Origin of the sequence: Mycobacterium sp. MAA66, assembly GCF_041261665.1 — a bacterium.
Taxonomy (GTDB): domain Bacteria; phylum Actinomycetota; class Actinomycetes; order Mycobacteriales; family Mycobacteriaceae; genus Mycobacterium.
The window spans coordinates 118,619-142,213 of the sequence record NZ_JBGCCC010000007.1 but is presented as its reverse complement, the minus strand read 5'-3'; the positions used below and the strand labels follow the sequence as shown (position 1 = coordinate 142,213).

The window sequence follows — 23,595 nt, the reverse complement described above, 5'->3', positions numbered from 1 at the left end:
GGTGCATCACGTGATCAGCGACTGAGTGCCCACCACGACAGCGAGGTCGAGTAGCTCGGCGTCGCGGGTCCCGGGTTCAGCGGTGTAGATCATGATGCGCAGATCATCGCTGGCGACGATGAGTGTGTCGCAGTCCAGGGCAATGCGGCCGATGTCCGGGTGGTCGATGACCTTGTGTCGTCCGAAGTCTCGGTGTGGGTCGAAAACGCCGTGTTCCCAGAGCTCCGCGAACCGCGGACTGTGGGCCGCCAGGTCGCTGACCAGCTGCGTCAACCGCTGGTCAGCGGGATACCGGGCCGCGGTCATTCGGAGGTCGGCAACCAAGCCGGCTTCGAATTCGGCCCGCTCTTCCGGGGTGTGGACCGCACGGGTGCCCGGGCCGACGAGATTGCGCCACAAGCTGTTTCGCTCGATTCCCCGCCAGCTTGAGGTCTGGCCCATCAATGCGTCGTAGGGCGGGTTGGCCAGCAGCAGCGTCCAGGTCGCGTCGTAAACGGCCACCGGGGTGTGCGCCAGACGGTCGAGTAGCCGTTGGACACTCGGCGTGATCCGCGCCGACACGATGCCCGGTCCAGGGCTGGCGTGACCCGCCAGCCGGAACAGTAGGTCGCGCTCTACGTCGGGCACCCGCAGCGCGCGGGCCAGGGACTCGACGACCTGAACCGACGGAGAGGTAGCCCTCCCCTGTTCGAGCCTGGTCAGATAGTCCACCGAGATTCCGGCGAGCCCGGCGAGTTCCTCACGGCGCAACCCGGCCGCGCGGCGGCGGCTGCCGACCGGCACACCCACCGCGCTGGGCGCCACCCGATCACGCCAGCGGCGCACCGTTCGGCCGAACTCCCAGGCATCCACCTCCCCACTATGGGCGACGCCGCCGTCCGCTGTCCTGGTACTGCCAGTCCTACGAAAACGGGACGGCTGCCTGACGACCCGGATGTCGCCGAGGCTGGACGCATCAGAACAACTGGCGAACGGAAAACCATGAATACCCCTGCTTCCGATGCATCCGGCACCGTGTTGATCACCGGACCGACCGGCGGCCTCGGTCGAGCGACGACACTGGCCATGGCCGAGCGCCCTGCCATCGCGCGCCCGGACCTCCTCCTGGTCGGCCGGCCCGGCCGCGCACTCACCGAGGTGGCCGCCGAAGCCCGAAGCGCGGGCGCCCACGTGCACGCGATCGGCTGTGACCTTGCCCAGTTGGCCGATGTGCGTGATGCCGGGCGGCAGGTCAGAGAATTGCTCGATGCGGGTGCGGTGCGCCCGCTACGCGCACTGGTGGCCAACGCCGGCATCTCGGTCGCCGACACCCACAGCATTTCGGCGGACGGCTACGAGTCGACCTTCGCCGTGAATCATCTCGCCCACGCGCAACTCATCATTGACCTACTGGGTCGATTCGCCACTCCAGCCCGCATCGTGTTGCTGGGGTCTAATACGTACCACCAGAACATCTTTCGTCGCATTCTGAGCGTTCCACCGGCACATTGGCAGGATCCGATCGAGTTGGCCCGGCCCACCCCGGCGCACGAGCAGGCGACATTCACCAGCGCTGGTATCGCGTACTCCAATTCGAAGCTGGCGATCCTCTACTACGCGCACGAGTTGCAGCGCAGGGTGCCTGTGGGCGTCAATGTGGTGGTCTTTGAGCCAGGATTCATGCCGGGGACCGGACTGAGTCGCGGTCACGGCCCGAGTGCGCAGCGGGTCGGTCGCGCCCTGCAGCGCATCCCCGGTGTCTCGTCGCCAACCCGATCCGGGCCGACCCTCGCGTCGATCGCCCTCGACGACCGGTGGGCGCACCTCCGCGATGGCGCCTTCGTGGTCAAGGACACCGAGCTTGGGGTCAAACCGTTCGCCATCGACCGGGCGCGGGAAGCGCGCCTATGGGATGCCACTGCCGAACTGCTGGGCCGGAGTTCATGACTGAGGAGACCGGCACAGCCCATCGATGAAGACGGCGACCATGCGTTGGTTGTAGGCGAGTTCCTCGCCCTGGACGGGTTGGCACAGCAGCGCGACGGTGTAGATGAGGTCTTTCGGGCTGACGTCATCGCGGATCTCGCCGGTCGCCGTCGCGGCCGTCAGGAGCGACTCCAGGACCGGCTCGAGTCGCTGCATGAGATAGCCGGGCAAGGCGTCGAATGCCGGATCACCTGAGTGCAGCGCGGAGGCAAGTCCGCGTTTGGTTCCGACGAATTCGGTGAACCGATGTAGCCATTTCGCCAGCGCCACCGCAGGCTCGTTGGCCTTCCTCAGCGTTTCCCCCGCCTCGGCGCAGACATCGACCTCGTGTTGCAGCACAGCGACGACCAGATCCGAGCGGCGCGGGAAATGCCGGTACAGAGTGCCGACGCCAACTCCGGCCAGGTCGGTGATCTCCTTGGCCGGGGCGTCCACTCCGGAGGTGGCGAACACAGCTTTCGCTGCCTCGAGCAGCGCACCGACGTTGCGTTGTGCGTCTGTGCGCTGCCGGCGCTGACGGGGTTTCGATGCATCGGACGCCGCAGAGTCGGACGTACCAGCCGCTGTCATCTTGCACTCCATCCCTCGCGTCTTCGCATGGTTAGCGGAAAGAATTTCCGGATAGGGTTGTTTTCCGGAACAGGTTTCCATATGTTAGCGGAATAGCGTTCCGAATAACTCAGATGTTCGGCACCCACTCGCAACACCCACCGACCCCAACCCTCGGGAGCCAACATGCGATACCGCACCCTCGGCCGAACCGGCATCAAGGTCAGTCCTTACGGACTCGGCACATTGCTACTCGGCGCCCAAATCGGCAACCCGGACCACGACGACTCGATTCGCCTGATCCACAAGGCCCTCGACGCCGGAATCAATCTCATCGACACCGCCGACGCGTATTCGATACCGCCGGCCGGTGCTTCTGAAGTGGTGGTGGGCAAGGCACTGAAGGGGCGACGAGACAGCGTCGTGCTGGCCACAAAATTCGGTCGGCCCATGGGGGACGATCCCAATCGGCAGGGCACTTCCCGGCGTTGGATCATGACCGCAGTCGAAGATTCGCTGCGACGCCTGCAGACCGACCATATCGACCTGTACCAGATCCATCGACTCGACCCCGAGACCGACATCGAGGAGACACTGTCGGCGCTCTCGGACCTGATCCGCAGCGGGAAAGTCCGCGCCATCGGATCATCCAACACTCCGGGCACCGAAATCCTTGAGGCCCAATGGGTTGCGGACCGGCGTGGACTGCAGCGGTTCCACTCCGAGCAGCCGCCGTACTCGATGCTCAACCGGGGCATCGAAACCGAGATCCTGCCGGTCGTTCAGCGTTACGGCATGGGCGCGTTGGTGTGGGGCCCGCTTGGGCAGGGCATGCTAACCGGCCGGATCCGCAAAGGAGAGCAGACCGACCTGGTGCGCGCCAACATGTTGACGGTGTTCAGCGACGAGCGCCGCATCGAAGCCGTCGAACAACTCATCGCCCTGGCCGGCGAGGCGGGCCTGCCGATAACGCACTTGGCGATGGCCTTCGCGATCGCCCATCCGGCCGTGACCAGCGCGCTGCTCGGGCCGCGCACCATCGAACAGCTCGACGATCTTCTCGCCGGAATCGACGTCACACTGACCGACGACATCCTCGACCGCATCGACGAGATCGTCCCGCCCGGCACCGACATCGGCACGCTCGACCAGGCCTACGTACCGCCGGCCATCCAGAACACCAGCCTGCGGCGCAGACCCTCGGGTGAGCGTGCCGCCGTATGACGCCATCGCCGCTAACTCGCTGAAAACCCCTGGCGCAGAAGGAGAACAGACTCATGACCCAGACATCCCGCGCACGGTTCGGCATCATGACCGCGCCCTCGCAAGTCTCCTACGACGACATCCTGCGGGTCTGGCAGGAAGCCGATGACATCCCTGAGATCGAACATGCCTGGCTCTACGACCACCTGATGCCGATCTTCGGCGATCTGAGCGGACCGACGTTCGAAGGTTGGACGCTGCTCGCGGCCCTGGCCGCCCAGACCCGCCGACTGCGCCTCGGGCTGCTCGTGACCAGTAATCGTTTCCGACCGCCGGCCATGCTGGCCAAGATCGCCACAACGGTCGACATCATCTCGGCGGGCCGGCTGGACTTCGGTATCGGCGCCGGGTCACGTCCCGGCTTGCCTATGGCCAGACGCGAGTACGAAGCACACGGCCTGCCGTACGACGACTTTTCCGATTCGGTGGAAAGCCTCGCCGAAGCCCTTACCGTCGTCCGACGGTTGTGGACCGAAGCCGAACCGTTCGACTTTTCCGGCACCCATGTCCAGCTCACCGGCGCATTCGGCAGCCCAAAACCGATCCAGCAGCCACACCCGCCGATTCTGATCGGCGGCCGCTCAGCCCGGTTGTTGCGCGTCGCGGCCGAGCACGCCCAACTGTGGAACGTCCCCGGCGCGGACCTCGACGACGCGATCGACCGCAGCCGGCTGCTGGATCGCTACTGCACCGAGATCGGCCGTGAGCCAACCACTCTCGTCCGTTCGTTATATCTGCCGGTGTCGTACGAGCAGCCCGATCTCACTCTAGATGCCATCGCTCGCGCCGTCGACGCCGGCTTCGAGCATGTCGTTCTCGGACTGCCGTCCCCCTACCCGGTCGGCGTCGCGCAATGGGTCGGCGAGCAACTCATCTCCGCGGCGCGGTAAAGCGCCTTCGGAACGAGACGCCGAAGCTACGGGTTTTGACGCGACACGCCGGGCACGGCATCAGAAACCGTAGCCTCGGGGACAGATCAGGACTGGGCGCGAGAGCTCTCGTAGAGGCAGATCGCCGCGGCGGCAGCCACATTGAGGCTCTCGGCGCTCCCCCGCATCGGGATGTTCACCCGCTGTGAGGCAAGTGCCGCGACATCGGTGGGCAGCCCATGCGCCTCGGGGCCGAACAGCCACGCCGTACGCGCCGACAGGTCAGCACCACGAACGTCGACCGACGCATCCAACGCGGTGGCCAGTACTTCGACACCACTGTCTCGAATCGCCGAAACAACCGCGGCCGCATCGGAATCCACCACCACGGGCAGCGAGAAGACGCTCCCAGCCGAAGACCGCAGGCACTTGCCGTTGTACGGGTCAACGCTGTCGCCGGTGAACACCACCGCGTCGGCGCCCATCGCATCGGCGGTGCGGATCAGGGTGCCGGCATTGCCCGGCTCGGACATCCCGACCGCCACCGCCAACAACCGCGGCCCGGCGGCCAGGACGGAATCCAGGGACACCTCGGGCAGCGTGCACACCGCAACCAGGCCAACCGGAGTCACGGTGTCCGACAACGCCTTTGCGGCCCGCTCGGTGATCAGCGTCACCGGGGCATCGACGAGCAGTTCGGAAAACCGCTCGGCCGCAGACGAGGTCGCAAAGACCTCAGAAACAAGACCGCGCCGTAGCGCCGCCTCGACGAGGTTGGGTCCCTCGGCAAGAAAGCGCCCGGCGCGTTTGCGCCCGACGTGCCGCTGCAGCTTGGCCGCAGCGGACACCCGGGCAGATCGCTCGGTGAGCGCTGAGTCCTCGGTCAGACTCAGGCAGCCTCTCCGGTATCAGCGGACGGCGCATTCACGTCTTCGGGCAGGGCGGCCTTGGCCACCTCGACCAGAGCGGCGAACGCGGTCGGGTCGCTGACGGCGATCTCGGCCAGGTTCTTGCGGTCCACCTCGACGCCGGCCAGCTTCAGACCCTGGATCAGGCGGTTGTAAGTGACGCCGTTGGCGCGGGCCGCAGCGTTGATACGCGAGATCCACAGCTTGCGGAACTCACCCTTGCGGGCGCGGCGGTCGCGGTAGGCGTAGGTCAGCGAATGCAGCTGCTGTTCCTTGGCCTTGCGGTAGAGCCGCGAGCGCTGTCCGCGGTAACCCTTGGAGGCCTTCAGTACTGTGCGCCGCTTCTTCTGAGCGTTCAGTGCGCGCTTCACGCGTGCCATGAGATGTTCCTATCGTTCGTTCGGGTAGCGGGGCTGTACTAGCCGGCCAGCATCTTGTTGACACGCGAGGTGTCGTTCGCGGCAACCACGGCGCGGCCGTCGAGACGACGGGTGCGCTTGGTGGCCTTGTGCTCCATCAAGTGGCGACGGTTGGCCTTCTGGCGCACGATCTTGCCGGTTCCGGTCTTGCGGAACCGCTTCGAAGCGCCACTGTGGGTCTTGGCCTTGGGCATGTGTCCTCAGTTTCTTTACGTGCGATCGGCTCGATGCAGCTGGTGGCCGCAGCGAGACTCTCGCGACTAATTACGCGGTTGCGTCTGGTTCGGGTGCCGGTTCCGGCCGACCGGCCGGCACGTCGGCGTCGTGCGCCGCTTTGGCACGAGTCTTCGCGCCGCGGTGCGGCGCCAGCACCATCGTCATGTTGCGGCCGTCCTGCTTGGCGGACGTCTCGACGAAGCCGAAATCGGCGACGTCGGCGCCCAGCCGCTGCAGGAGCCGGTAGCCCAGTTCGGGCCGCGACTGCTCGCGTCCGCGGAACATGATGGTCACCTTGACCTTCGACCCGGCCTCCAGGAAGCGGATGACGTGGCCCTTCTTGGTCTCGTAATCATGCGGGTCGATCTTCGGTCGCAGCTTCTGTTCCTTGACGACGGTCTGCTGCTGGTTCTTGCGAGACTCGCGCGCCTTCTGGGCCGTCTCATACTTGAACTTGCCGTAGTCCATGATCTTGCAAACCGGCGGCTTGGCGTCCGGCGCAACTTCGACGAGATCGAGATCGGCGTCCGCGGCGACGCGGAGGGCATCTTCGATGCGCACGATGCCTACCTGTTCGCCGTTCGGTCCGATCAACCGGACTTCAGGTACGCGGATGCGCTCGTTGACGCGTGTCTCAGTGCTGATGGGGCCTCCCGGGTTGTTCCAGTAGTTTCCGTGGAGACCACACCCGGCGGCGTGTTCTGTTCACAATGAACAGACACGTTCTGTTCGCAAGAACAGAAAAGCCCTGCTGAAAGGCAGGGCCCAATACCGACCGATCACGGCTTTCGCCGTCTGCGCACAACGCAGAACAGACACCTAGGGTGCCTGTGACCGGACCGTCAAGCCGCGAAGCCGACGGTGGGAGTGGGACTCCACTTGCTGTCCTGACGTCAGCCAGGACGGTCGCGCATGACACTCTAGCAGGCATGACCGATCCGAACATAACGAGCGATCCCGTCGCAGACCCTGCGACCGCCACCGACGACGCCCAGGTCCGCGAGCTGGCCCAGATTCCCGCCGTCGAGGTGATCACTCGCTGCGCCGTGATGCTGATGAGCGCCGCCGCCGAGAAACTGGGTCTGGCCGACGAGGATCCCGATGAGAGTCCGCACCGCGATCTGGACGAAGCCCGCCGGCTGATCACCGCGCTGGCCGGACTCACCCAGGCGTCTGCCGAATATCTGGGGCTGCACGCCGGGCCTGTTCGCGACGGGCTGAAAAGCCTGCAATTGGCGTTCCGCGAAGCCAGCGTCGCCCCTGATGAACCAGGTCACGGACCGGGCGAAAAGTACACCGGACCGGTCTGGTAGCCCCAAGCGCCCACACATCAAGGCTGACACGGCTCAGCGGGTCTCATAACCAATTCTGAGCTTCAGCGCATATTCTCCGGCCCATGACCTTGACCGCGACAAAGCAGTCACATCGCACGACGAGGTTCTCGTGGGTTCCGGAGATCGCCGGTTGGACCGTCGGCGTTGTCGCCACGTTGTCACTGGTAGCGAGCATTTCGCCGCTGATCCGCTGGATCATTCATGTACCGCGCGAATTCGTAAACAACTACCTGTTCAACTTCCCGGACACCAGCTTCGCGTGGGCATTCGTGCTCATGCTGCTGGCCGCGGCGCTGGCGGCACGCAAACGCATCGCCTGGCTGCTGCTGCTGCTCTACATGGTCGGTTCGGTGGGCCTGAACATCTACGGCCTGGCGTCCGGTGACCGCCCGATGGTCGACCTGACCGTCGTCGAGGATCTCGGCGAGGCACTCGGTCTGACCTTCCACGTCGCGGTGATCGTGGTGCTGCTGCTGGCCCGCCGCGAATTCTGGGCGAAGGTGCGGCGCGGTGCCCTGTTCAAGGCGGCGGTGGTGTTGGTCGCCGGGATGGCCGTCGGCATCCTGGTGGCCTGGGGCCTGTTGGAGCGCTTCCCCGGCACGCTGGACCCCGATTACCGCCTCGCCTACGCGATCAACCGGGTCAGTGGTTTCGCTGCCGTCGACAAGGACCTTTTCGAGGGCGGTCATCCACACGTCTTCCTCAATGCCCTGTTCGGTTTGTTCGGTGCCGCGGCGCTGATCCTGGCGGCCATCGTTTTGTTCCAGTCCCAGCGCGCCGAAAATGCCCTGACCGGCGAGGACGAATCTGCGATCCGCGGACTTCTCGAGCTGTACGGCAAGAACGATTCCCTGGGCTATTTCGCCACCCGTCGCGACAAAGCGGTGGTGTTCGCCCCCAACGGCCGTGCCGCGGTCACCTACCGCGTCGAGGTCGGCGTGTGCCTGGCCAGCGGTGACCCGGTCGGCGACCCACGGGCCTGGCCTGCCGCTATCGACGCCTGGCTGGCCCTGTGCCAGACCTATGGCTGGGCACCCGGGGTGATGGGTGCCAGTTCCACTGGAGCCGAAGCGTTCCGGCTCGCCGGTCTCAATGCCTTGCACCTGGGTGACGAGGCGATCCTGCACCCGGATACGTACCGGCTGTCAGGTTCAGACATGCGCACGGTCCGCCAGTCCGTCACCCGGGCCCGGCGAGCGGGCCTGACCGTACGGATGCGCCGGCACCGCAACATCAGCGCCGACGAGATGGCGCAGGTGGTCAGGCATGCCGACGAATGGCGGGACACGGAGACCGAGCGCGGCTTCTCGATGGCGCTGGGCCGGCTCGGTGACGCCGCCGACGGCGACTGCATGTTGGTCGAGGCAGTGCTGCACGCGGGCCAGCAGAACGAGGCGGTCGTCGCGATGCTGTCGTTGGTGCCATGGGGCAACAACGGGGTGTCACTGGACCTGATGCGACGCTCTCACGGCTCGCCCAACGGCACCATCGAGCTGATGGTCAGCGAACTGTGCCAACGGTCCGAAGAGATTGGCATTTCCCGGATTTCGCTGAACTTCGCGATGTTCCGTTCGGCGTTCGAACAGGGTTCACAGCTCGGCGCGGGGCCGGTCCTGCGGCTGTGGCGCGCACTGTTGATCTTCTTCTCCCGCTGGTGGCAGCTGGAAACTCTGTACCGGTCCAACATGAAGTACTTGCCCGAGTGGGTACCCCGGTATGCCTGCTATGAGGACGCCCGACTGATCCCACGCGTCGGTGTCGCCTCCGGCATCGCCGAGGGTTTCCTGGTCCTGCCGTTCTCGAAGCGCGACGAACAGCCGCACACCGGTCACCACAGTGCCGCGCCGCAGCGATTGCTCGACTCCGGACGGCTGCACCACGACGGCAGCACCCCTGATGTGAGCGATCTCGCCGAACCCGACTCCGACGCAGACGGCCAACGTCGACTGCCCGACCAGGTTCGGGTCCGGATGGCGAAGCTCAAGACGCTGCAGGACAACGGAATCGATGCCTATCCGGTGGGCCGCCCACCGAGCCACACCGTCGCCGAGGCGCTGCAATGCGCACCCGACACGCAGGTCTGTGTGGCCGGACGCGTGTTGCGGTTGCGCGACTACGGCAGCGTGCTGTTCGCCGAGCTGCGCGACTGGTCTGGCGAAGTCCAACTGTTGCTGGACAATTCGATGCTCACCGAGGGAACCGTCGCGGACTTCACCGCGGCGATCGACCTCGGCGATCTGCTCGAGGTGACCGGCGCGATGGGCACCAGCCGCAACGGCACAACTTCGGTGCTGGTGCACAGCTGGCGACTGACCGGCAAGTGTCTTCGCCCGCTGCCGGACAAGTGGAAGGGCTTGACCGACCCGGAAGCACGTGTTCGCACGCGCTACGTCGACCTGGCCATCAACGACGAAGCGCGGCACCTCATCACCGCCCGCAGCCGCGTGCTCCACGCCATCCGGGAGACCTTGGTGGGCAAGGGATTCCTGGAAGTCGAGACGCCGATCCTGCAACAGATCCACGGTGGTGCGAACGCCCGGCCGTTCGAGACCCACATCAATGCCTACGACCTCGATCTGTATCTACGGATCGCGCCGGAGTTGTACCTGAAGCGACTGTGTGTCGGCGGGGTGGAGCGGGTCTTCGAACTGGGCCGGGCATTCCGCAACGAGGGCGTCGACTTCAGCCACAACCCTGAATTCACCTTGCTGGAGGCCTACCAGGCGCACGCCGACTACAACGTGTGGATCGACGGCTGTCGGGAGATCATCCAGAACGCGGCGGCGGCGGCCAATGGCAGGCAGGTCGTGATGCGGCCACGCGCCGACGACGGCACGCTGCAACCGATCGACATTTCGGGTCAGTGGGCGGTCAAGACAGTCCATGGCGCGGTGTCGGAGGCTCTTGGCCAGGAGGTGACACCCCAGACCGATCTGGCCACGCTACGCAAGCTGTGTGACGCCGCCAAGATCCCCTACCTGACCCAGTGGGATGCCGGGGCCGTCGTGCTGGAACTCTATGAGCGCCTCGTCGAGGAGCACACCGAGGCACCGACGTTCTACAAGGACTTCCCCACCTCGGTGTCGCCGCTGACCCGACCACATCGCAGCATCCCGGGAGTCGCCGAGCGGTGGGACCTGGTGGCCTGGGGTGTCGAACTCGGCACGGCCTACAGCGAGTTGACCGATCCGGTGGAGCAGCGCCGCCGACTGCAGGAGCAGTCGATGCTGGCCTCCGGCGGCGACCCCGAGGCCATGGAATTGGACGAGGACTTCCTGCAGGCCATGGAGTACGCCATGCCGCCAACCGGTGGTCTGGGCATGGGCGTGGACCGCGTCGTCATGTTGATCACCGGCCGCAGCATCCGCGAGACACTGCCGTTCCCGCTGGCAAAACCGAAGTAGCGAACACCCGAGGAGTCACTCACAGCCAGTTCGCAGCTTCGACAGCCACGATGGTCCGGTGGGGTTGGCGCCATGACGGCCGGAGCATCTGGACAGCAACAACTTTCGTTGCTCCAGGGCTGGCTGCCGCCGACTGTTCAGATCATCGCCGCCTCGGCTCTGCTCCTGGCGATCGGCTGGCGAAGCCGGCGGTGGCGCCTGGTATGGCTACCGATCGCCTTGGTCATCGGCGCGCTCGTGGCCTTCGCCTTGCACTGGTACATCGGTTCAGAAGGACTGTCCGACGAGCCCGCGCCACCGGCATTGTGGGTCTGGACCGCCCTGTCGGGCTCGGCTATCGCCCTGCTGGTCACCGGATGGCGCGGAACCCGTTGGTGGCGCCGGGGACTGGCGACCGTATCGGTGCCACTGTGCCTGCTGTGCGCGGCACTGGCACTCAATCTCTGGGTCGGCTACTTCCCCACCGTCGACACGCTGTGGAATCAGGCGACCTCTGCGCCACTGCCCGACGAGACCAAGCCCGCCGCCGTCGTCGCGATGCAGCAGGCCCGGCAGATTCCGCCGAGCGGCACCGTCGTTCCGGTCAAGATCGGTTCGGCCGCATCGGGTTTCACCCACCGCGACGAATATGTCTACCTACCGCCGGCCTGGTTCGCCAGTAGCCCGGCGCCGAAGCTGCCGACGCTGATGATGATCGGTGGCGAGTTCAACACCCCGTCGGACTGGTTGCGCCGGGGCAACGCCATCAAGACCGCCGACGACTTCGCCGCGGCGCACCACGGCAGCGCTCCGGTGATGGTGTTCGTCGACACCGGCGGCTCGTTCAACAACGACACCGAATGCGTCAACGGCACGCGCGGCAAGGCCGCCGACCACCTCACCAAGGACGTGGTGCCGTTCATGACGGCAACCTACGGCGTCAGCGCCGACCGCCGCAACTGGGGTGTCGTCGGGTGGTCGATGGGCGGCACCTGCGCGGTTGACCTGACCGTGATGCACCCGGACTTGTTCAGCACCTTTGAGGACATCGCGGGAGACATCGCCCCGAACGCCGGGAATCGCACGCAGACCATCGCGCGATTGTTCGGCGGCAATGCCGCCAGATACGCCGATTTCGACCCGATGGCGGTGATTGCCGCCCACTCGTATCACGACGTAACGGCGTGGTACGACATCAGCGGTCCGGTGTTGTCGCGGGCATTGCCGGCACAGACCGTGGCGGCGACCTCGTTGTGCAACCTGGGCAACGCTCACGGCATCAATTGCGCAGTGGTCGCCCAACCCGGCAAGCACGATTGGCCGTTCGCAGCGCAGGCATTCGGCACGGCACTGCCCTGGTTGGCAGGGCAGGTCGGCACACCAGGGGTACCTCGACTGTCCCTGCCCGGGGCACCTACGCCGGCGGTGACATTGCAGGCCGCGGGCCGGTAACCCGTGAAGTCAGTAGTCGGCTTCGCCGGCGAGGATCTCGGCCAGAAAGCTGTCGGGACCCGGAGTCGACAAGCGCGATCGAGCCAACGCGCGAATACTCTCCCGCGCCGATGCCGCCTCGCTGACATCGGCGCCCACTGACACCAGCGTGTTCGCCCAATGATGGGCCCACACCTGGTTTTCGCCGATGGGTTGGCCGTCGGCGTCGACGAGTTGCAGAGTCGCGCTGCCGTCGGCGTGCAACACGCCGCGCCCGCCGATCACACCCGATTCGAACCGCACCGGCACACCGTGGGCCGACCCGACGGTCGCGACCCGAACGTGGGCCTGGGCGGTGGTCCCAGACCACCGCACAGACCACGAAACGGTGCCCTCGGCGGCATCGAACACCCCCGGCGGCACCGCCGTCCAAGACACCGTCGACGCCCCGTGCGCGATGACGTCACCGCCCGTCGCTACCAACCCGCCCGCGGCGAGCGCATAGTCGTCGCGACGGCGTTCGGCCGAATCATCTTGGCGCTCCAGGATTTCCGACCAGTCGCCAAGACCGGCGTCGTCGGCCAAGTCCACCGCCGCCCGCACCAACTCGATGGCACGCGGGTCACCCGCCCGGACCACGTCGGCCAACGCAGCCCGGTGCGGTGCGAGTAGACCCGCAATATCGGAATCGAATGTCTCTTCGGAGAAGTACTCCTGCAGCGCCGCGGTCAGCACGGCGATCTCGGCATCCAGCAGCGCCGGATCCAGGGCGGCAATTCCGTCGAGCCGACTGGTGGGCCACCACCGCCGCAGCCAGTGGCCGAGGGCCAAACGCCGCAGGGCCGCAATCGGTTCCGGCGCGACGACCACATCGGCGATGTCGAGAATCAGTCCATCCTGGGCGACCGTGGTGCCGATACTACCGACCAGCGTCGAGTGCCCACCGGAACCGACCAAGCGCCACAACCAGTCCGCCGCAGCGACATCGGTGAACGTGATCCGGGCGGCACTCGAAGATTCGTCGACGGTCCATTCCAGCACCGCGCCGGCCAACTCGACCAACGCCACCGCCGGGGGCGCCGCGACCGCCGTGCCCACGCTCCACAATCCCGAATCGGCGACCAGTTTCATTTCACCGCCTCCAGTTCGAGCATCGCCTTGATCCGCTGCCGATGATCCAGGCTGACCGACCGGGCCACACCATCCAACAACGCCCTGACTTCATCGATGTCCGTGCACGGTTCCTGCCACACGTCGCGGCCGTGTAGTCGGGCCCACAGCCGCGCGACGTACGGGCGAACGAACCTGGCAAGGTCGTCGACCACATGCTGCTGGCGCGGGTGCATCGGCGCGCCGTCAGCCAGGTACCGGCGCGCGTGCATCACATACGCCTCTTTGCGGAGCCGGGCCTGAATCTGTTGCGCCAGTTGATAACGCGGAACGACACCGTCCTGCAGGGGGGCCAGGTCGACCCCGAGCTCGATACCGGCGACCAGTGTCGATTGCTTGTCCTCGGCCAGCAGTCCCCAGGGCGCTGCCGCGCGGTCTACCTCTTCCTCGCACAACGTCGGCAGGCCCGGCAGCTCGTCGCGGTCCAGAGCTCGACGCAAGGTGGCGCGGACCCGGTCGACCACCGCACGGTCCAGCGGGCGGTCCGTCAGGGCCCCACCGAGCATCGGCGGAGGCAACTGGGGAGCCACCGAGCACAGCCCGATCTCCACGATTGACCAAGGCGTATCGGCGAATTCGTCGCGTAGTCGGGCGCCGAGGTTGTACGGAGCCGAATCCGCGATGAGGGCAGTCCAGACCCGCTGACGGGCCGTCTGCGCAGTGTGCCCCGAGGCCGGCCCCAACGCGGTGGACAACCCGGCGAGAAATGGTCCGGCCAGTTCATCGCCGGCCCGCACGTCGCACCAGCTGGATTCGAGCTGACCGGACAACCCCCGGATGACACCCGGGTCAGACAGGTACTCGGTGAGTCGCTCGGCGGCGGTGCGATCCCGGTCATCGTGAACGTCACGGAGCACCGCCGCGGCAGTGTCGGTATCACCTTGACCCGGAGCGCCTTTCGTCGCAGACAACTCGAAACACACCGGAAAATAAAGCTCTTGGGCATTGCCGGTGGTGATCCGGGCGCGCCGTCGCTCCGATTTCAGTAACGCAAACCATTGCGCGGCTGCGTGTAACCGCTCGGCCTGCTCGACGATGGTCTGGTACATGGCGTCGGCGGTCTCGGCGGTCACCAGTGGTGTCGAGTAATGCGGGTTGACCCGGAGTCGAAGTACCAGTGGATCGATGATGCGTTTGACGGTGCGGCTCAACGGTCCGCCGTCGGCGCTGCTGAGCACCTCCAGACCCGGGCCGAGCGCCCGCCACGCCGCGTCAATGACCGCACGGCGCGGCTGGGCGGTGCCGGCCGCACGGTCCGCTGGTGTCACCAGCCCCGGCACGGTACTCATCCGCCCAGGATAATTGGAGCGGGGAGAAATTGGGTTCGGTAGCAGCTACCACCCACCACGATCTACACCATGTTCCCGATCTCGGTAGCCCTGGTAGCAGTCTTTGCCTTCCTCTCCTGCGCGGCACTGAGCGCACTGCTGGTCCATCGCCGACACGCTGCGGCACCGACACCGGCCGCCGTCGGGATCGGCACTGTCCGGGCCGGATCCGGGCCCATCACCATCGACGTGGAAAGCGTGTCCGGCCAACGGTTCGTCGGGCGGCTCCGACACCGCCGCCATGACCCGATACTCGCCGACCTGCGCCCCGGGGTCGTCCTACTGGTCACGTTCGATCCGGCTGCACACGAGAAGGTTTCGCTGGCCGACGACATGATCGCCGTGCGGTCGGCGTTCGATCGGATGTTGCTACGCAAGGGCTTGGTGACGCCCGGGCAACTCGAACTCATCAGGCACGGCACCAAATCCAATGGCGTGGTGACCGCGGTACAGCGCACCGGGGGCGCACGCGAGGACTATCGCGAGGTCGAACTCGATCTGATGGTCCGCCGGCCGCAGGGAGGCCAGTTTCCCGCTCACGAAACGGTGCTGATCCCCGCGTCGGCACTGACTGCCGTTCAGCCGGGCAGCATCGTCGATACCTACTACCGCGCGGATGACGAATCGGCGGTGGCGGTGTGCGTACCTCCGAACTAGCGGACCCCGTCAACCGCCGAGCTGACCAAGGCCGCCCAGTACAACGGGCTGGCGGCGACGTCGCCGTCGCGCCAACGCCGAAGGCACGCACGCTGCCAGTGGTTCACCGCGCTGCCCGGAGCCGCCGAGGTATGCGCTTCGTCCACCGCTATAACGAGCTCGCTCATCGGATCATGCACCGGGTCCGTCGGCGCGGCATATTTCCGATATCCAGCGGTGGTCGGCAACGACCACAACGTTGCGGTAACCACCTGCGCGCCACCGAGAATCATGGCGGCGACCAATCCGGTGGCCTCGTCGAACCGGTAGTCACCGCCCGAGGAACACGCCAGCAATGCGACTCGCGGCGGAATGGGTAGGCGCGCGGCGATGATGTCGGCCGCGGACAGCGGTTCCGGCTCGGCCAGGTGCAACGCCGCCCGGTCGGCGTAGCCGGTGCGATCTTCGGCGGCGCTGGCGTGGCCGACATAGATCAGCCGGGCCGGCCCCTGCGCCAACGCTGCCGCCAACCAGTTCCGATCCACATCGGTGCGGCGAAACAGCTCGGCCGGATCGGCGACCGACGGTAGTACCGATCGGTCCGCGAAGTGGCGGGCCAACGCCGAGTCCGCCGACGGTCTGCCCAGCACCGACCCGAGCGCGGAGTCGGGACGGTGACCGGGCACCTTGGGGTCCAGGATCACCGCCACCGAATCGGACCGGCGGGACGGATCTCGTTGATTGCGTGGCGAATTCACCACATTGGGTGGTACCGCCAAGAACACGTCGGCCAGTTCGATCAGCCGCAGATCATTCCCGGGCACCGCCAGCAGTCCCCAGGGCACCCGGCTCAGCCGAACGCTGGGCGAGACAAACAGCGCCGGTACCCCATCGGTCGGCTGCAGCAGCGCCCAGGCCTGGTCAGACAGCAGCGCACCCAGCCCTTCGGCCAGTTCTCGTTCGGACTCGGTCGTCGCATAGGCACCGACCGTGCAGGCTCGGGCCAGGGCATCGGTGATCTGCTCGCCGGGTCGCGGGTCCGGCAACGCGGCGGCGAGCTGATCGGACATCTGCTGCAGGCGAGCGTCGTCAAGGACCCAGGTGACCAGTTGATCGGGCGCGCCGACCACCCGCAGACTGGCATAGGTCGCGGTGCCGACATCGGCGAACCTCAGCATCAAAACCCTTGGCGAAGACTCGATTACGGCCACGTCGACCATGGCCGTTCATCGGTTGTGACGACCAGGCCGTAACGCGCGGAAGCCAGCTGCCGGTAATGGGCCAGTACCGGAGCACCGCCGGGGTCCATCTGCAACGGCGGCAGCGGACCGAGTCGCGTCAGGCCCCCACCGGACGCCGGCGGGGCCGCTGCGACCAGCGCCATCTCCTCCATTTCGACTGTCGGCGCGGGGGCGGTGGCGACCCGCGACCAGTCGATCGCCGAGTCATCAATCGTCTCGATACTGAAAGAACCTCGCGCGCTGTGATATTCGATGAGCTCACCGACCAGTGCGGAGTTGTCGAGCTCGGCGGCCACCGCGAACGCCCCGGATAGCAGCGGCGCAGCCACTCCGGTCGACCAGCGCCACCGCGCTTCGGCATCGACTATCGAGTACCTCATCGAGTCGACCGCCAGTGCGGCCGGCAGTTTCAGTTCGGCGGCCTGTTCCAACTTGGCGATACCGCTGCGGTACCGCGGGGTGCCAGGCTGTTTGTGCATGGTGCCGCGAGATCCGCGGTACCGAGCCTCCGCTTCCTCCCAGGTGTCGGAGGGATTGCCGGCGCCGTCGAATCCGAAATCGGCCAACGCTTCGGCTCGCCACACCGTGCCCAGGTGATCATCGAGCCTGGCGTACTGCAGCCAGCTGCTGCGCGGCGAGGAGTCCAAGCATGTCCTGGCCTGTTCGACCAAGGCGCGGGCGTCGTCGTAGCGACCACGGAAAATCGATATCCAGCTGCGTTGCAACAGAATTCGATGAACGTGCAGAGGCTTTCCGAGTTCCCGCCAGTGCCGTTCGGCATGTTCCCAGCATTCGTCGGCGGCCTGCAGCGCTCCGGCGGCCAGCCGGGTCAATCCGAAATACATCCAGCACCGCGACACCTCGTGTGCTCTGATGTGCTCGGCGATCACCGGATAAGCCTCTCGCACCACGCGCTCGGTTCCGTCGCGGTCACCGTTGGCCCAGAGTCCCGCGGCCCGCTCCAATTGCGCCCTCGCCGAATCTAATTGCCAGTCGTGAGCGTGGGCCTGGGCGCCCGCACGGCGGGTCCACGGCTCGGCTTCGGTCACCCTTCCGGTTTCGTTGCAGAATCGCGCGTAGCCGAGCGCGCCGCTCACCCAGAGATATTCGGCGGCTTCGTCCGCGGGTTCATCGGCCAGCGTGGCGAGTACCTGTTCCCACAGCGGCACCGAACGCACATGCAGGTCGTCGTCGCACAGCGCGAGCGCGCACCGGATGCGCGCGTGGGTGAGCAGATACTCACGTTCCCCCTCGAGATCGGGGTACGTGCTGTCGGCGCCCGCCAATTCGGTCAGCGCCGATTCGGCGGCCTCATGGTCGCCGAGTGCCGCGGCCAGACCGGTACGCAGAAACTGGGCGCGATTCCGGTAGCGGCACACCATGTGGTCGGTATCCGCCGGCGTCATCTTCAGCTGCGCGGCGATCGCCGCGGGAGCTTGCCCCGCCAGGATCGACACGTACACGTCCAGGCACTCTTCGATACGGCGGATACATTCGCGCACACCGTCATTGGCGCTGCGGATCAGATAGACCTCGCCGAGTTGGGCGAACACCTCCAGCGCCAGGTCGTCCCGGTCGGCCTCTTCGACACTTGGCAGCAGCGCGAGCAGCAATTCCTTGGCGGCAACCTCGTTCGCGGCGAACATCAACGTGCGAGCACGCTGTAGATCGTCTGGAATCGCCACGGCTGCATCATATGTCCGCCACCTGCACCAGCGGGCGAATGTGTGCAGCCGGAGACGGCGGATGCCCTGCGCACCCGCCGTCCACTCCCCCGATCAGCCGCACGACACCTTGATCTCGAAGTTCTTGGTGATCATGCCTGCCATCGGGTTCTTCATGTCGGCGCCGGCTGCCTGCCCGGTGATCGTGTAGGTGTTGCCGTCGACTTTCACGTCGGCCGATCCGGTCTTCATGCCGCCCATCTGAGACACCGCCAGGGCGTTGCCGTCGACGACCAGTCCGAGCGAGTCCACTGTGGGCGGGGTCGCGTCGGTCATCACGACGCCGAGTCCCTGCGCCGAGCCGTTGATCGGTGCACTGGCGACGTTGATCTTGCCACCCTGCTTCACGCAGGTCACCGACTTCAGATCCAGCCCCGCCAGGTCCTGGCCCTCGACCTTGACGGCGGTGTTGCCGCTGGTGCTCACCGAAGCCGGGCCACTGCTGGGGGCCGGCGAGGCACCGTTTTCGCTGGAGCACCCGACCATGACGGTAGCGGCGGCCAGCACTCCGATGCCGGCGATGAGGCCGCGGTTGATGTTCTTGGCATTGATGGTCATGACGGAGGATTCCCTTCACTTCGCGCCGCCCCATTGGCGTCGTCGTGCGGCAAGTACATCGGCGCCCGGCAGCTACCGATCCCAACTATCGGCCACGGGTACCGTGAAGCCATGCCCGACGAATCCGCCGCTGAACTGCCGGAAAACACCCCGATCGACGCGGAGATCGAAGCCGAGATCGTGCCCGCCACGCCTGCCGCTGTGCCCGTCGCCGTACCCGTCGATCCTGGGTACACAACCGACGGCGTGCCGACCTTCGAGTCGGTGCGCGAAAAGATCGAAAACCGTTATGGCACTGCGCTTGGAGCTGTCGAGCTGGCGTCGGAAACCCCGGAAGGCCGCAGCGTGGAAGAGCAATACGAAGCACGGCAGCGCGCGGCGGCCGATCGGTTGGAACAGATCCGGCAGTCGATGCACAAGGACTGAGGTGCGTACCTTCACCGTTGCCGAGCGCCGCAACCGGCTGGCCCGGCGGCATTTTCTGGCCGAACCCGGCGCCGAGCTGGGGCAGATCGTGCGCTCACTGGTCGGCTTGCATGGCACCGACCCGGCCACGCCATATCTGTCACTGTGGGCGCGGCTGCCCGGTTTCACGGTCGCCGACCTGGATACCGCGCTGTATCAGGAACGAAGCGTGGTCAAGCACATGGCCATGCGGCGCACGCTGTGGGTGGTGCACACCGTGGATCTGCCCGCGGTGCAGACCGGCGGCAGCGACCGGGTGGCCGACACCGAACGCCGACGCCTGATCGCCGACGTACAGAAGGCCGGCATCGCGACCGACGGCGAAGCCTGGCTCGATCAAGCCGCCTCGGCCATTCTCACGCATCTGGGCTCGGGCGATCATGTCAATACCGCCGCATTGCGCCGCGCATTGCCCGAACTGGCCGGCGAGTGGGATCCGGCGCCTGGAAAGACCTGGGGCGGAAGCACTCCCGTCGCTCCGCGGGTGCTGACCGTGCTGTCCGCACAGGGCCGGGTGTTGCGTGGACCCAATGACGGTGGGTGGACCACGGCGCGTCCCCTGTGGGCGGCGGCGACGCACTGGCTCGCCGAGTCCGCTGCCACGTTGATCCCGGACGAGGCTCGCGCCGCCCTGCTGCGCAGCTGGCTGTACGCCTTCGGGCCGGCCACCGAGACCGACGTGAAGTGGTGGTTCGGTCAGACGCTGGGCTGGGCCCGCGCCGGGCTGCAGACCGTCGACGCCGTCAAGGTCGCCATGGAGGGCAGCACGGAACCCGGCTTCGTGCTACCCGACGACCTCGAACCCGTTGGCGCGCCACCGCCTTGGGGTGCCCTGCTGCCCGCCCTCGATCCGACGATCATGGGCTGGCAGGCCCGGGACTGGTATCTGGGTCCGCACGCCGGGCAGTTGTTCGATCGCTCCGGCAATGCCGGTCCGACGGCGTGGTGGGACGGCCGGGTGGTCGCCGCCTGGGGACAGGACGTCGAAGGGCGCGTACAACTGGAATACGTCGACGATCCCGGTTCCACCGCTCGGAAGGTGCTGCAGCGCAAGGCAACCGAGCTGACTGACTGGCTCGACGGGGTGCGGATCAAGCCGCGTTTCCCCTCTCCCCTGGCACAATCGCTGTCCCGAGGCAGTTGACCCGCAGGCCTCGCACGGCCGGTTGATCAGGCCCTAGGCGCTGGCCTTGCGGCGCCGCTTGGCCGGCGCGGCCGGAAGCACCGGCGTCGGCAACATTTCGGCCAGGAACTGCCCGGTGTAACTGTCCGGGTTGGCCGCAACGTCCTCCGGAGTACCGCACGCGACGACAGTGCCGCCGCCCGCTCCCCCTTCGGGCCCCATGTCGACGATCCAGTCCGAGGTCTTGATGACGTCGAGGTTGTGCTCGATGACGATCACCGTATTGCCCTTGTCCACAAGGCCATTGATCACCTTGAGCAGCTTGCGGATGTCCTCGAAATGCAGGCCGGTGGTGGGCTCGTCGAGGATGTAAACGGTGCGGCCGGTGGACCGCTTCTGCAGTTCGGCGGCCAGCTTGACGCGTTGTGCCTCACCGCCGGACAGCGTCGGGGCCGGCTGGCCCAGCCGGACGTATCCCAGGCCCACCTCGACGAGGGTCTTCAAATACCGATGGATCGAGGTGATCGGCTCGAAGAACTCGGCGGCCTCCTCGATCGACATGTCCAGGACCTCAGAGATGGTCTTGCCCTTGTAGTGCACCTCGAGGGTCTCGCGGTTATACCGGGCGCCGTGGCATACCTCGCACGGCACGTACACGTCAGGCAGGAAGTTCATCTCGATCTTGATGGTGCCATCGCCAGAGCACGCTTCGCAGCGGCCACCCTTGACATTGAACGAGAACCGGCCCGGCTGGTAGCCCCGGACTTTGGCCTCGGTGGTGGCGGCGAACAGGGTGCGGATCTTGTCGAACACCCCGGTGTAGGTTGCCGGGTTGGATCGCGGGGTGCGGCCGATCGGTGACTGGTCCACCCGCACCAGCTTGTCCAACTGATCGAGCCCGTTGATGCGGGTGTGTCGTCCCGGAACCTGGCGAGCGCCGTTGAGCTTGTTGGCCAGCACCGAGGCCAGGATGTCATTGACCAGGGTCGACTTGCCCGAGCCCGAAACCCCGGTGACCGAGGTCAGCACGCCCAGTGGGAACGCCACGTCGACTTCTCTGAGGTTGTGTTCACGGGCACCGACCACGGTGATCTGCCGCTTGCGGTCCACAGGCCGACGGAGGTCCGGGACCTCGATGCTCTCGCGGCCCGAAAGATACGCTCCGGTAATCGATTTCGTGTTCTTCAGCAACTCCTTGTAGGTGCCGCTGTGCACGATCTGACCGCCGTGCTCACCAGCAGCCGGGCCGATGTCGACCACCCAGTCCGCGTGGGCGATGGTATCCAGGTCGTGCTCCACGACGATCAGGGTGTTACCCAGATCGCGCAACCGCACCAGGGTGTCGATGAGCCGACGGTTGTCGCGCTGATGCAGGCCGATCGACGGCTCGTCGAGCACGTACAGCACGCCGACCAGACCGGAGCCGATCTGGGTCGCGAGCCGGATGCGTTGTGCCTCACCGCCGGACAGCGTGCCGGCCGCGCGGGACAAGGAGAGATACGTCAGCCCGACGTCGAGCAGGAAGCCCAGCCGCGACTGCACCTCTTTGAGCACCTGGCCGGCAATGGCCTGTTCGCGCGGGCCCAGGGTCAGCGCGTTGAGGAAGGTCGAGCACTCCGCGATGGACAGGTCACACACCTGCGCAATGGATTTCGCATCGTCGGCGGCCGACAGGGTGACGGACAGAATCTCGGGCTTGAGTCGGGTGCCGTTGCACACCGGGCACGGGATGTCCCGCATGAAGCCCTCGTAGCGCTCCTTCATCTGCTCGGATTCGGTCTGCTCCATCCGGCGCTGCAGGAAGGCCAGCACACCTTCGAAGTCGGCGTAGTAGGAGCGGGTGCGGCCGTAGCGATTCTTGTACCGCACATGCACCTGGTGATCCGAGCCTTCCAGAATCGCCTTGCGCGCCTTGACCGGAAGCTGCCGCCACGGGGTGTCGATATCGAAGCCCAGTTCTTCACCGAGGCCCGACATCATCCGGATGAAGTAGTCGGCGTTGTGCCCCATGGACCACGGCGCCACCGCACCCTCGGCCAGCGTCAGCTCCGGGTCGGGCACCACCAGGTCCGGATCGACCTCCTTGCGGATGCCCAGGCCAGTGCAGTCGGGGCAGGCGCCGTACGGCGAGTTGAACGAAAATGACCGTGGCTCAAGGTCATCGACGGCCAGCGCGTGCCCGTTCGGGCAGGCCAGCTTCTCGGAAAACCGTTGTTCGCGGTGCGGGTGGTCATCCTCGCGGTCGACGAACTCGAGCACGACGATGCCGTCCGCCAGGCCCAACGCGGTCTCAACCGAATCGGTGAGCCGCTGCTTGGAGCTGGCCTTGACGGTCAGGCGGTCGACAACCACCTCGATGTCGTGCTTCTCCTGCTTCTTGAGCTTGGGCGGATCGGTCAGTGAGTGCACCACGCCGTCGACCCGAACCCGGCTGTAGCCCTGCCCGTTGAGCTTCTCGAAGAGGTCGACGAATTCGCCCTTGCGGGTACGGACCACCGGCGCGAGTACCTGGAACCGGATGCCCTCGTCCATGGCGAGCACCTGGTCGACGATCTGCTGCGGGGTCTGCCGGGCGATCCGCTCGCCGCACACCGGGCAGTGCGGGGTGCCGGCCCGAGCGTAGAGCAGACGCAGATAGTCGTAGACCTCGGTGATGGTGCCGACGGTCGAGCGCGGGTTGCGGTTGGTGGACTTCTGGTCGATGGACACCGCGGGTGAGAGACCTTCGATGAAGTCGACATCGGGCTTGTCCATCTGGCCCAGGAACTGACGGGCGTAGGCCGACAGCGACTCGACATAGCGGCGCTGCCCCTCGGCGAAGATGGTGTCGAACGCCAACGAGCTCTTGCCCGAGCCGGACAAGCCGGTGAACACGATCAGCGAGTCTCTGGGCAGGTCAAGGTCGATTCCCCGCAGGTTGTGCTCGCGCGCACCTTTGACGATCAGACGGTCGGACACACGTTCCCCTTCACCCGAGAGTCTGGGCAATCCAGACACCACAGCGCCATGCTAT

General features: G+C 66.3%; 21 protein-coding genes. 9 read left to right on the top strand and 12 right to left on the bottom strand.

The window, feature by feature from the left end; all coding sequences use genetic code 11:
* Nucleotides 1–6: 6 nt before the first annotated feature.
* Entirely contained in the window at nt 7–852 is an 846-nt protein-coding gene (locus tag ABIA30_RS19690; RefSeq protein WP_370068421.1) for a helix-turn-helix transcriptional regulator, read from the bottom strand.
* 129 nt (nt 853–981) lie between these two features.
* Between ABIA30_RS19690 and ABIA30_RS19685 the strand changes: the two genes are divergently transcribed.
* Entirely contained in the window at nt 982–1,926 is a 945-nt protein-coding gene (locus ABIA30_RS19685) for an SDR family NAD(P)-dependent oxidoreductase (protein ID WP_370068419.1), read from the top strand.
* Here the strand turns inward: ABIA30_RS19685 and ABIA30_RS19680 are convergent.
* On the bottom strand, nt 1,921–2,535 hold the full coding sequence (locus ABIA30_RS19680) for a TetR/AcrR family transcriptional regulator (protein ID WP_370068417.1): 615 nt from the start codon (nt 2,533–2,535) through the stop codon (nt 1,921–1,923). The genes ABIA30_RS19685 and ABIA30_RS19680 overlap by 6 nt on opposite strands.
* A gap of 165 nt (nt 2,536–2,700) precedes the next feature.
* Here ABIA30_RS19680 and ABIA30_RS19675 point away from each other — a divergent pair, with 165 nt between their 5' ends.
* Nucleotides 2,701–3,738 carry an aldo/keto reductase gene (locus tag ABIA30_RS19675; RefSeq protein ID WP_370068415.1) on the top strand — a complete coding sequence of 346 codons (1,038 nt, stop codon included), beginning with the start codon at nt 2,701–2,703 and terminating at the stop codon, nt 3,736–3,738.
* A 53-nt stretch (nt 3,739–3,791) separates the two neighbouring features.
* Nucleotides 3,792–4,667, top strand: a complete 876-nt coding sequence (locus ABIA30_RS19670; RefSeq protein ID WP_370068413.1) for an LLM class flavin-dependent oxidoreductase — start codon at nt 3,792–3,794, stop codon at nt 4,665–4,667.
* A gap of 86 nt (nt 4,668–4,753) precedes the next feature.
* On the opposite strand, the gene ABIA30_RS19665 is transcribed toward ABIA30_RS19670, so the two are convergent.
* From ABIA30_RS19665 to infC, 4 genes are all read right to left on the bottom strand, one after another.
* Nucleotides 4,754–5,494, bottom strand: a complete 741-nt coding sequence (locus tag ABIA30_RS19665) for a TrmH family RNA methyltransferase (RefSeq protein ID WP_370068411.1) — start codon at nt 5,492–5,494, stop codon at nt 4,754–4,756.
* Nucleotides 5,495–5,535: 41 nt separating this feature from the next.
* Nucleotides 5,536–5,934 (bottom strand): 50S ribosomal protein L20, encoded by a 399-nt coding sequence (gene rplT, locus ABIA30_RS19660; RefSeq protein WP_370068409.1) that lies wholly within the window; start codon nt 5,932–5,934, stop codon nt 5,536–5,538.
* 38 nt (nt 5,935–5,972) lie between these two features.
* Complete coding sequence (rpmI, locus tag ABIA30_RS19655) at nt 5,973–6,167, bottom strand: 50S ribosomal protein L35 (protein ID WP_370068407.1); 195 nt, start codon at nt 6,165–6,167, stop codon at nt 5,973–5,975.
* Between the two features lie 70 nt (nt 6,168–6,237).
* Nucleotides 6,238–6,834 (bottom strand): translation initiation factor IF-3, encoded by a 597-nt coding sequence (infC, locus tag ABIA30_RS19650; protein ID WP_370068619.1) that lies wholly within the window; start codon nt 6,832–6,834, stop codon nt 6,238–6,240.
* Between the two features lie 284 nt (nt 6,835–7,118).
* Between infC and ABIA30_RS19645 the strand changes: the two genes are divergently transcribed.
* The 3 genes from ABIA30_RS19645 to ABIA30_RS19635 all read left to right on the top strand — a co-directional run bounded on the left by ABIA30_RS19645 (nt 7,119) and on the right by ABIA30_RS19635 (nt 12,358).
* Nucleotides 7,119–7,502 carry a DUF1844 domain-containing protein gene (locus tag ABIA30_RS19645; protein ID WP_370068405.1) on the top strand — a complete coding sequence of 128 codons (384 nt, stop codon included), beginning with the start codon at nt 7,119–7,121 and terminating at the stop codon, nt 7,500–7,502.
* 83 nt (nt 7,503–7,585) lie between these two features.
* A complete protein-coding gene (lysX, locus tag ABIA30_RS19640; RefSeq protein ID WP_370068403.1) occupies nt 7,586–10,927 on the top strand; it encodes a bifunctional lysylphosphatidylglycerol synthetase/lysine--tRNA ligase LysX in 3,342 nt (1,113 codons plus the stop codon).
* Nucleotides 10,928–10,999: 72 nt separating this feature from the next.
* Nucleotides 11,000–12,358: an alpha/beta hydrolase-fold protein gene (locus tag ABIA30_RS19635; protein WP_370068401.1), complete on the top strand. Its 1,359-nt coding sequence runs from the start codon at nt 11,000–11,002 to the stop codon at nt 12,356–12,358.
* Between the two features lie 9 nt (nt 12,359–12,367).
* On the opposite strand, the gene ABIA30_RS19630 is transcribed toward ABIA30_RS19635, so the two are convergent.
* Together ABIA30_RS19630 and ABIA30_RS19625 are read right to left on the bottom strand one after the other, a co-directional pair.
* Entirely contained in the window at nt 12,368–13,468 is a 1,101-nt protein-coding gene (locus ABIA30_RS19630; RefSeq protein ID WP_370068399.1) for a hypothetical protein, read from the bottom strand.
* Nucleotides 13,465–14,796, bottom strand: coding sequence for a hypothetical protein (locus ABIA30_RS19625; protein WP_370068397.1), 1,332 nt, complete (start codon nt 14,794–14,796; stop codon nt 13,465–13,467). The genes ABIA30_RS19630 and ABIA30_RS19625 overlap by 4 nt, the downstream gene beginning before the upstream one ends.
* A 69-nt stretch (nt 14,797–14,865) precedes the next feature.
* Here ABIA30_RS19625 and ABIA30_RS19620 point away from each other — a divergent pair, with 69 nt between their 5' ends.
* Nucleotides 14,866–15,492 carry a hypothetical protein gene (locus ABIA30_RS19620; RefSeq protein ID WP_370068395.1) on the top strand — a complete coding sequence of 209 codons (627 nt, stop codon included), beginning with the start codon at nt 14,866–14,868 and terminating at the stop codon, nt 15,490–15,492.
* Here the strand turns inward: ABIA30_RS19620 and ABIA30_RS19615 are convergent.
* The 3 genes from ABIA30_RS19615 to ABIA30_RS19605 all read right to left on the bottom strand — a co-directional run bounded on the left by ABIA30_RS19615 (nt 15,489) and on the right by ABIA30_RS19605 (nt 18,973).
* Entirely contained in the window at nt 15,489–16,691 is a 1,203-nt protein-coding gene (locus tag ABIA30_RS19615) for a CHAT domain-containing protein (RefSeq protein ID WP_370068393.1), read from the bottom strand. The two genes, ABIA30_RS19620 and ABIA30_RS19615, sit on opposite strands and share 4 nt — an antisense overlap.
* Entirely contained in the window at nt 16,673–18,397 is a 1,725-nt protein-coding gene (locus tag ABIA30_RS19610) for a hypothetical protein (protein WP_370068391.1), read from the bottom strand. Before ABIA30_RS19610 ends, ABIA30_RS19615 begins: the two co-directional genes overlap by 19 nt.
* Before the next feature lie 93 nt (nt 18,398–18,490).
* Nucleotides 18,491–18,973, bottom strand: a complete 483-nt coding sequence (locus ABIA30_RS19605; RefSeq protein ID WP_370068617.1) for a lipoprotein LpqH — start codon at nt 18,971–18,973, stop codon at nt 18,491–18,493.
* A gap of 132 nt (nt 18,974–19,105) precedes the next feature.
* Here ABIA30_RS19605 and ABIA30_RS19600 point away from each other — a divergent pair, with 132 nt between their 5' ends.
* Together ABIA30_RS19600 and ABIA30_RS19595 are read left to right on the top strand one after the other, a co-directional pair.
* Nucleotides 19,106–19,420 (top strand): hypothetical protein, encoded by a 315-nt coding sequence (locus ABIA30_RS19600; RefSeq protein ID WP_370068389.1) that lies wholly within the window; start codon nt 19,106–19,108, stop codon nt 19,418–19,420.
* 1 nt (nt 19,421) lies between these two features.
* Nucleotides 19,422–20,603 (top strand): winged helix DNA-binding domain-containing protein, encoded by a 1,182-nt coding sequence (locus ABIA30_RS19595; RefSeq protein WP_370068387.1) that lies wholly within the window; start codon nt 19,422–19,424, stop codon nt 20,601–20,603.
* Between the two features lie 33 nt (nt 20,604–20,636).
* Here the strand turns inward: ABIA30_RS19595 and uvrA are convergent, their stop codons facing one another.
* Nucleotides 20,637–23,540 (bottom strand): excinuclease ABC subunit UvrA, encoded by a 2,904-nt coding sequence (gene uvrA / locus ABIA30_RS19590; RefSeq protein ID WP_370068385.1) that lies wholly within the window; start codon nt 23,538–23,540, stop codon nt 20,637–20,639.
* Nucleotides 23,541–23,595 lie beyond the last annotated feature (55 nt).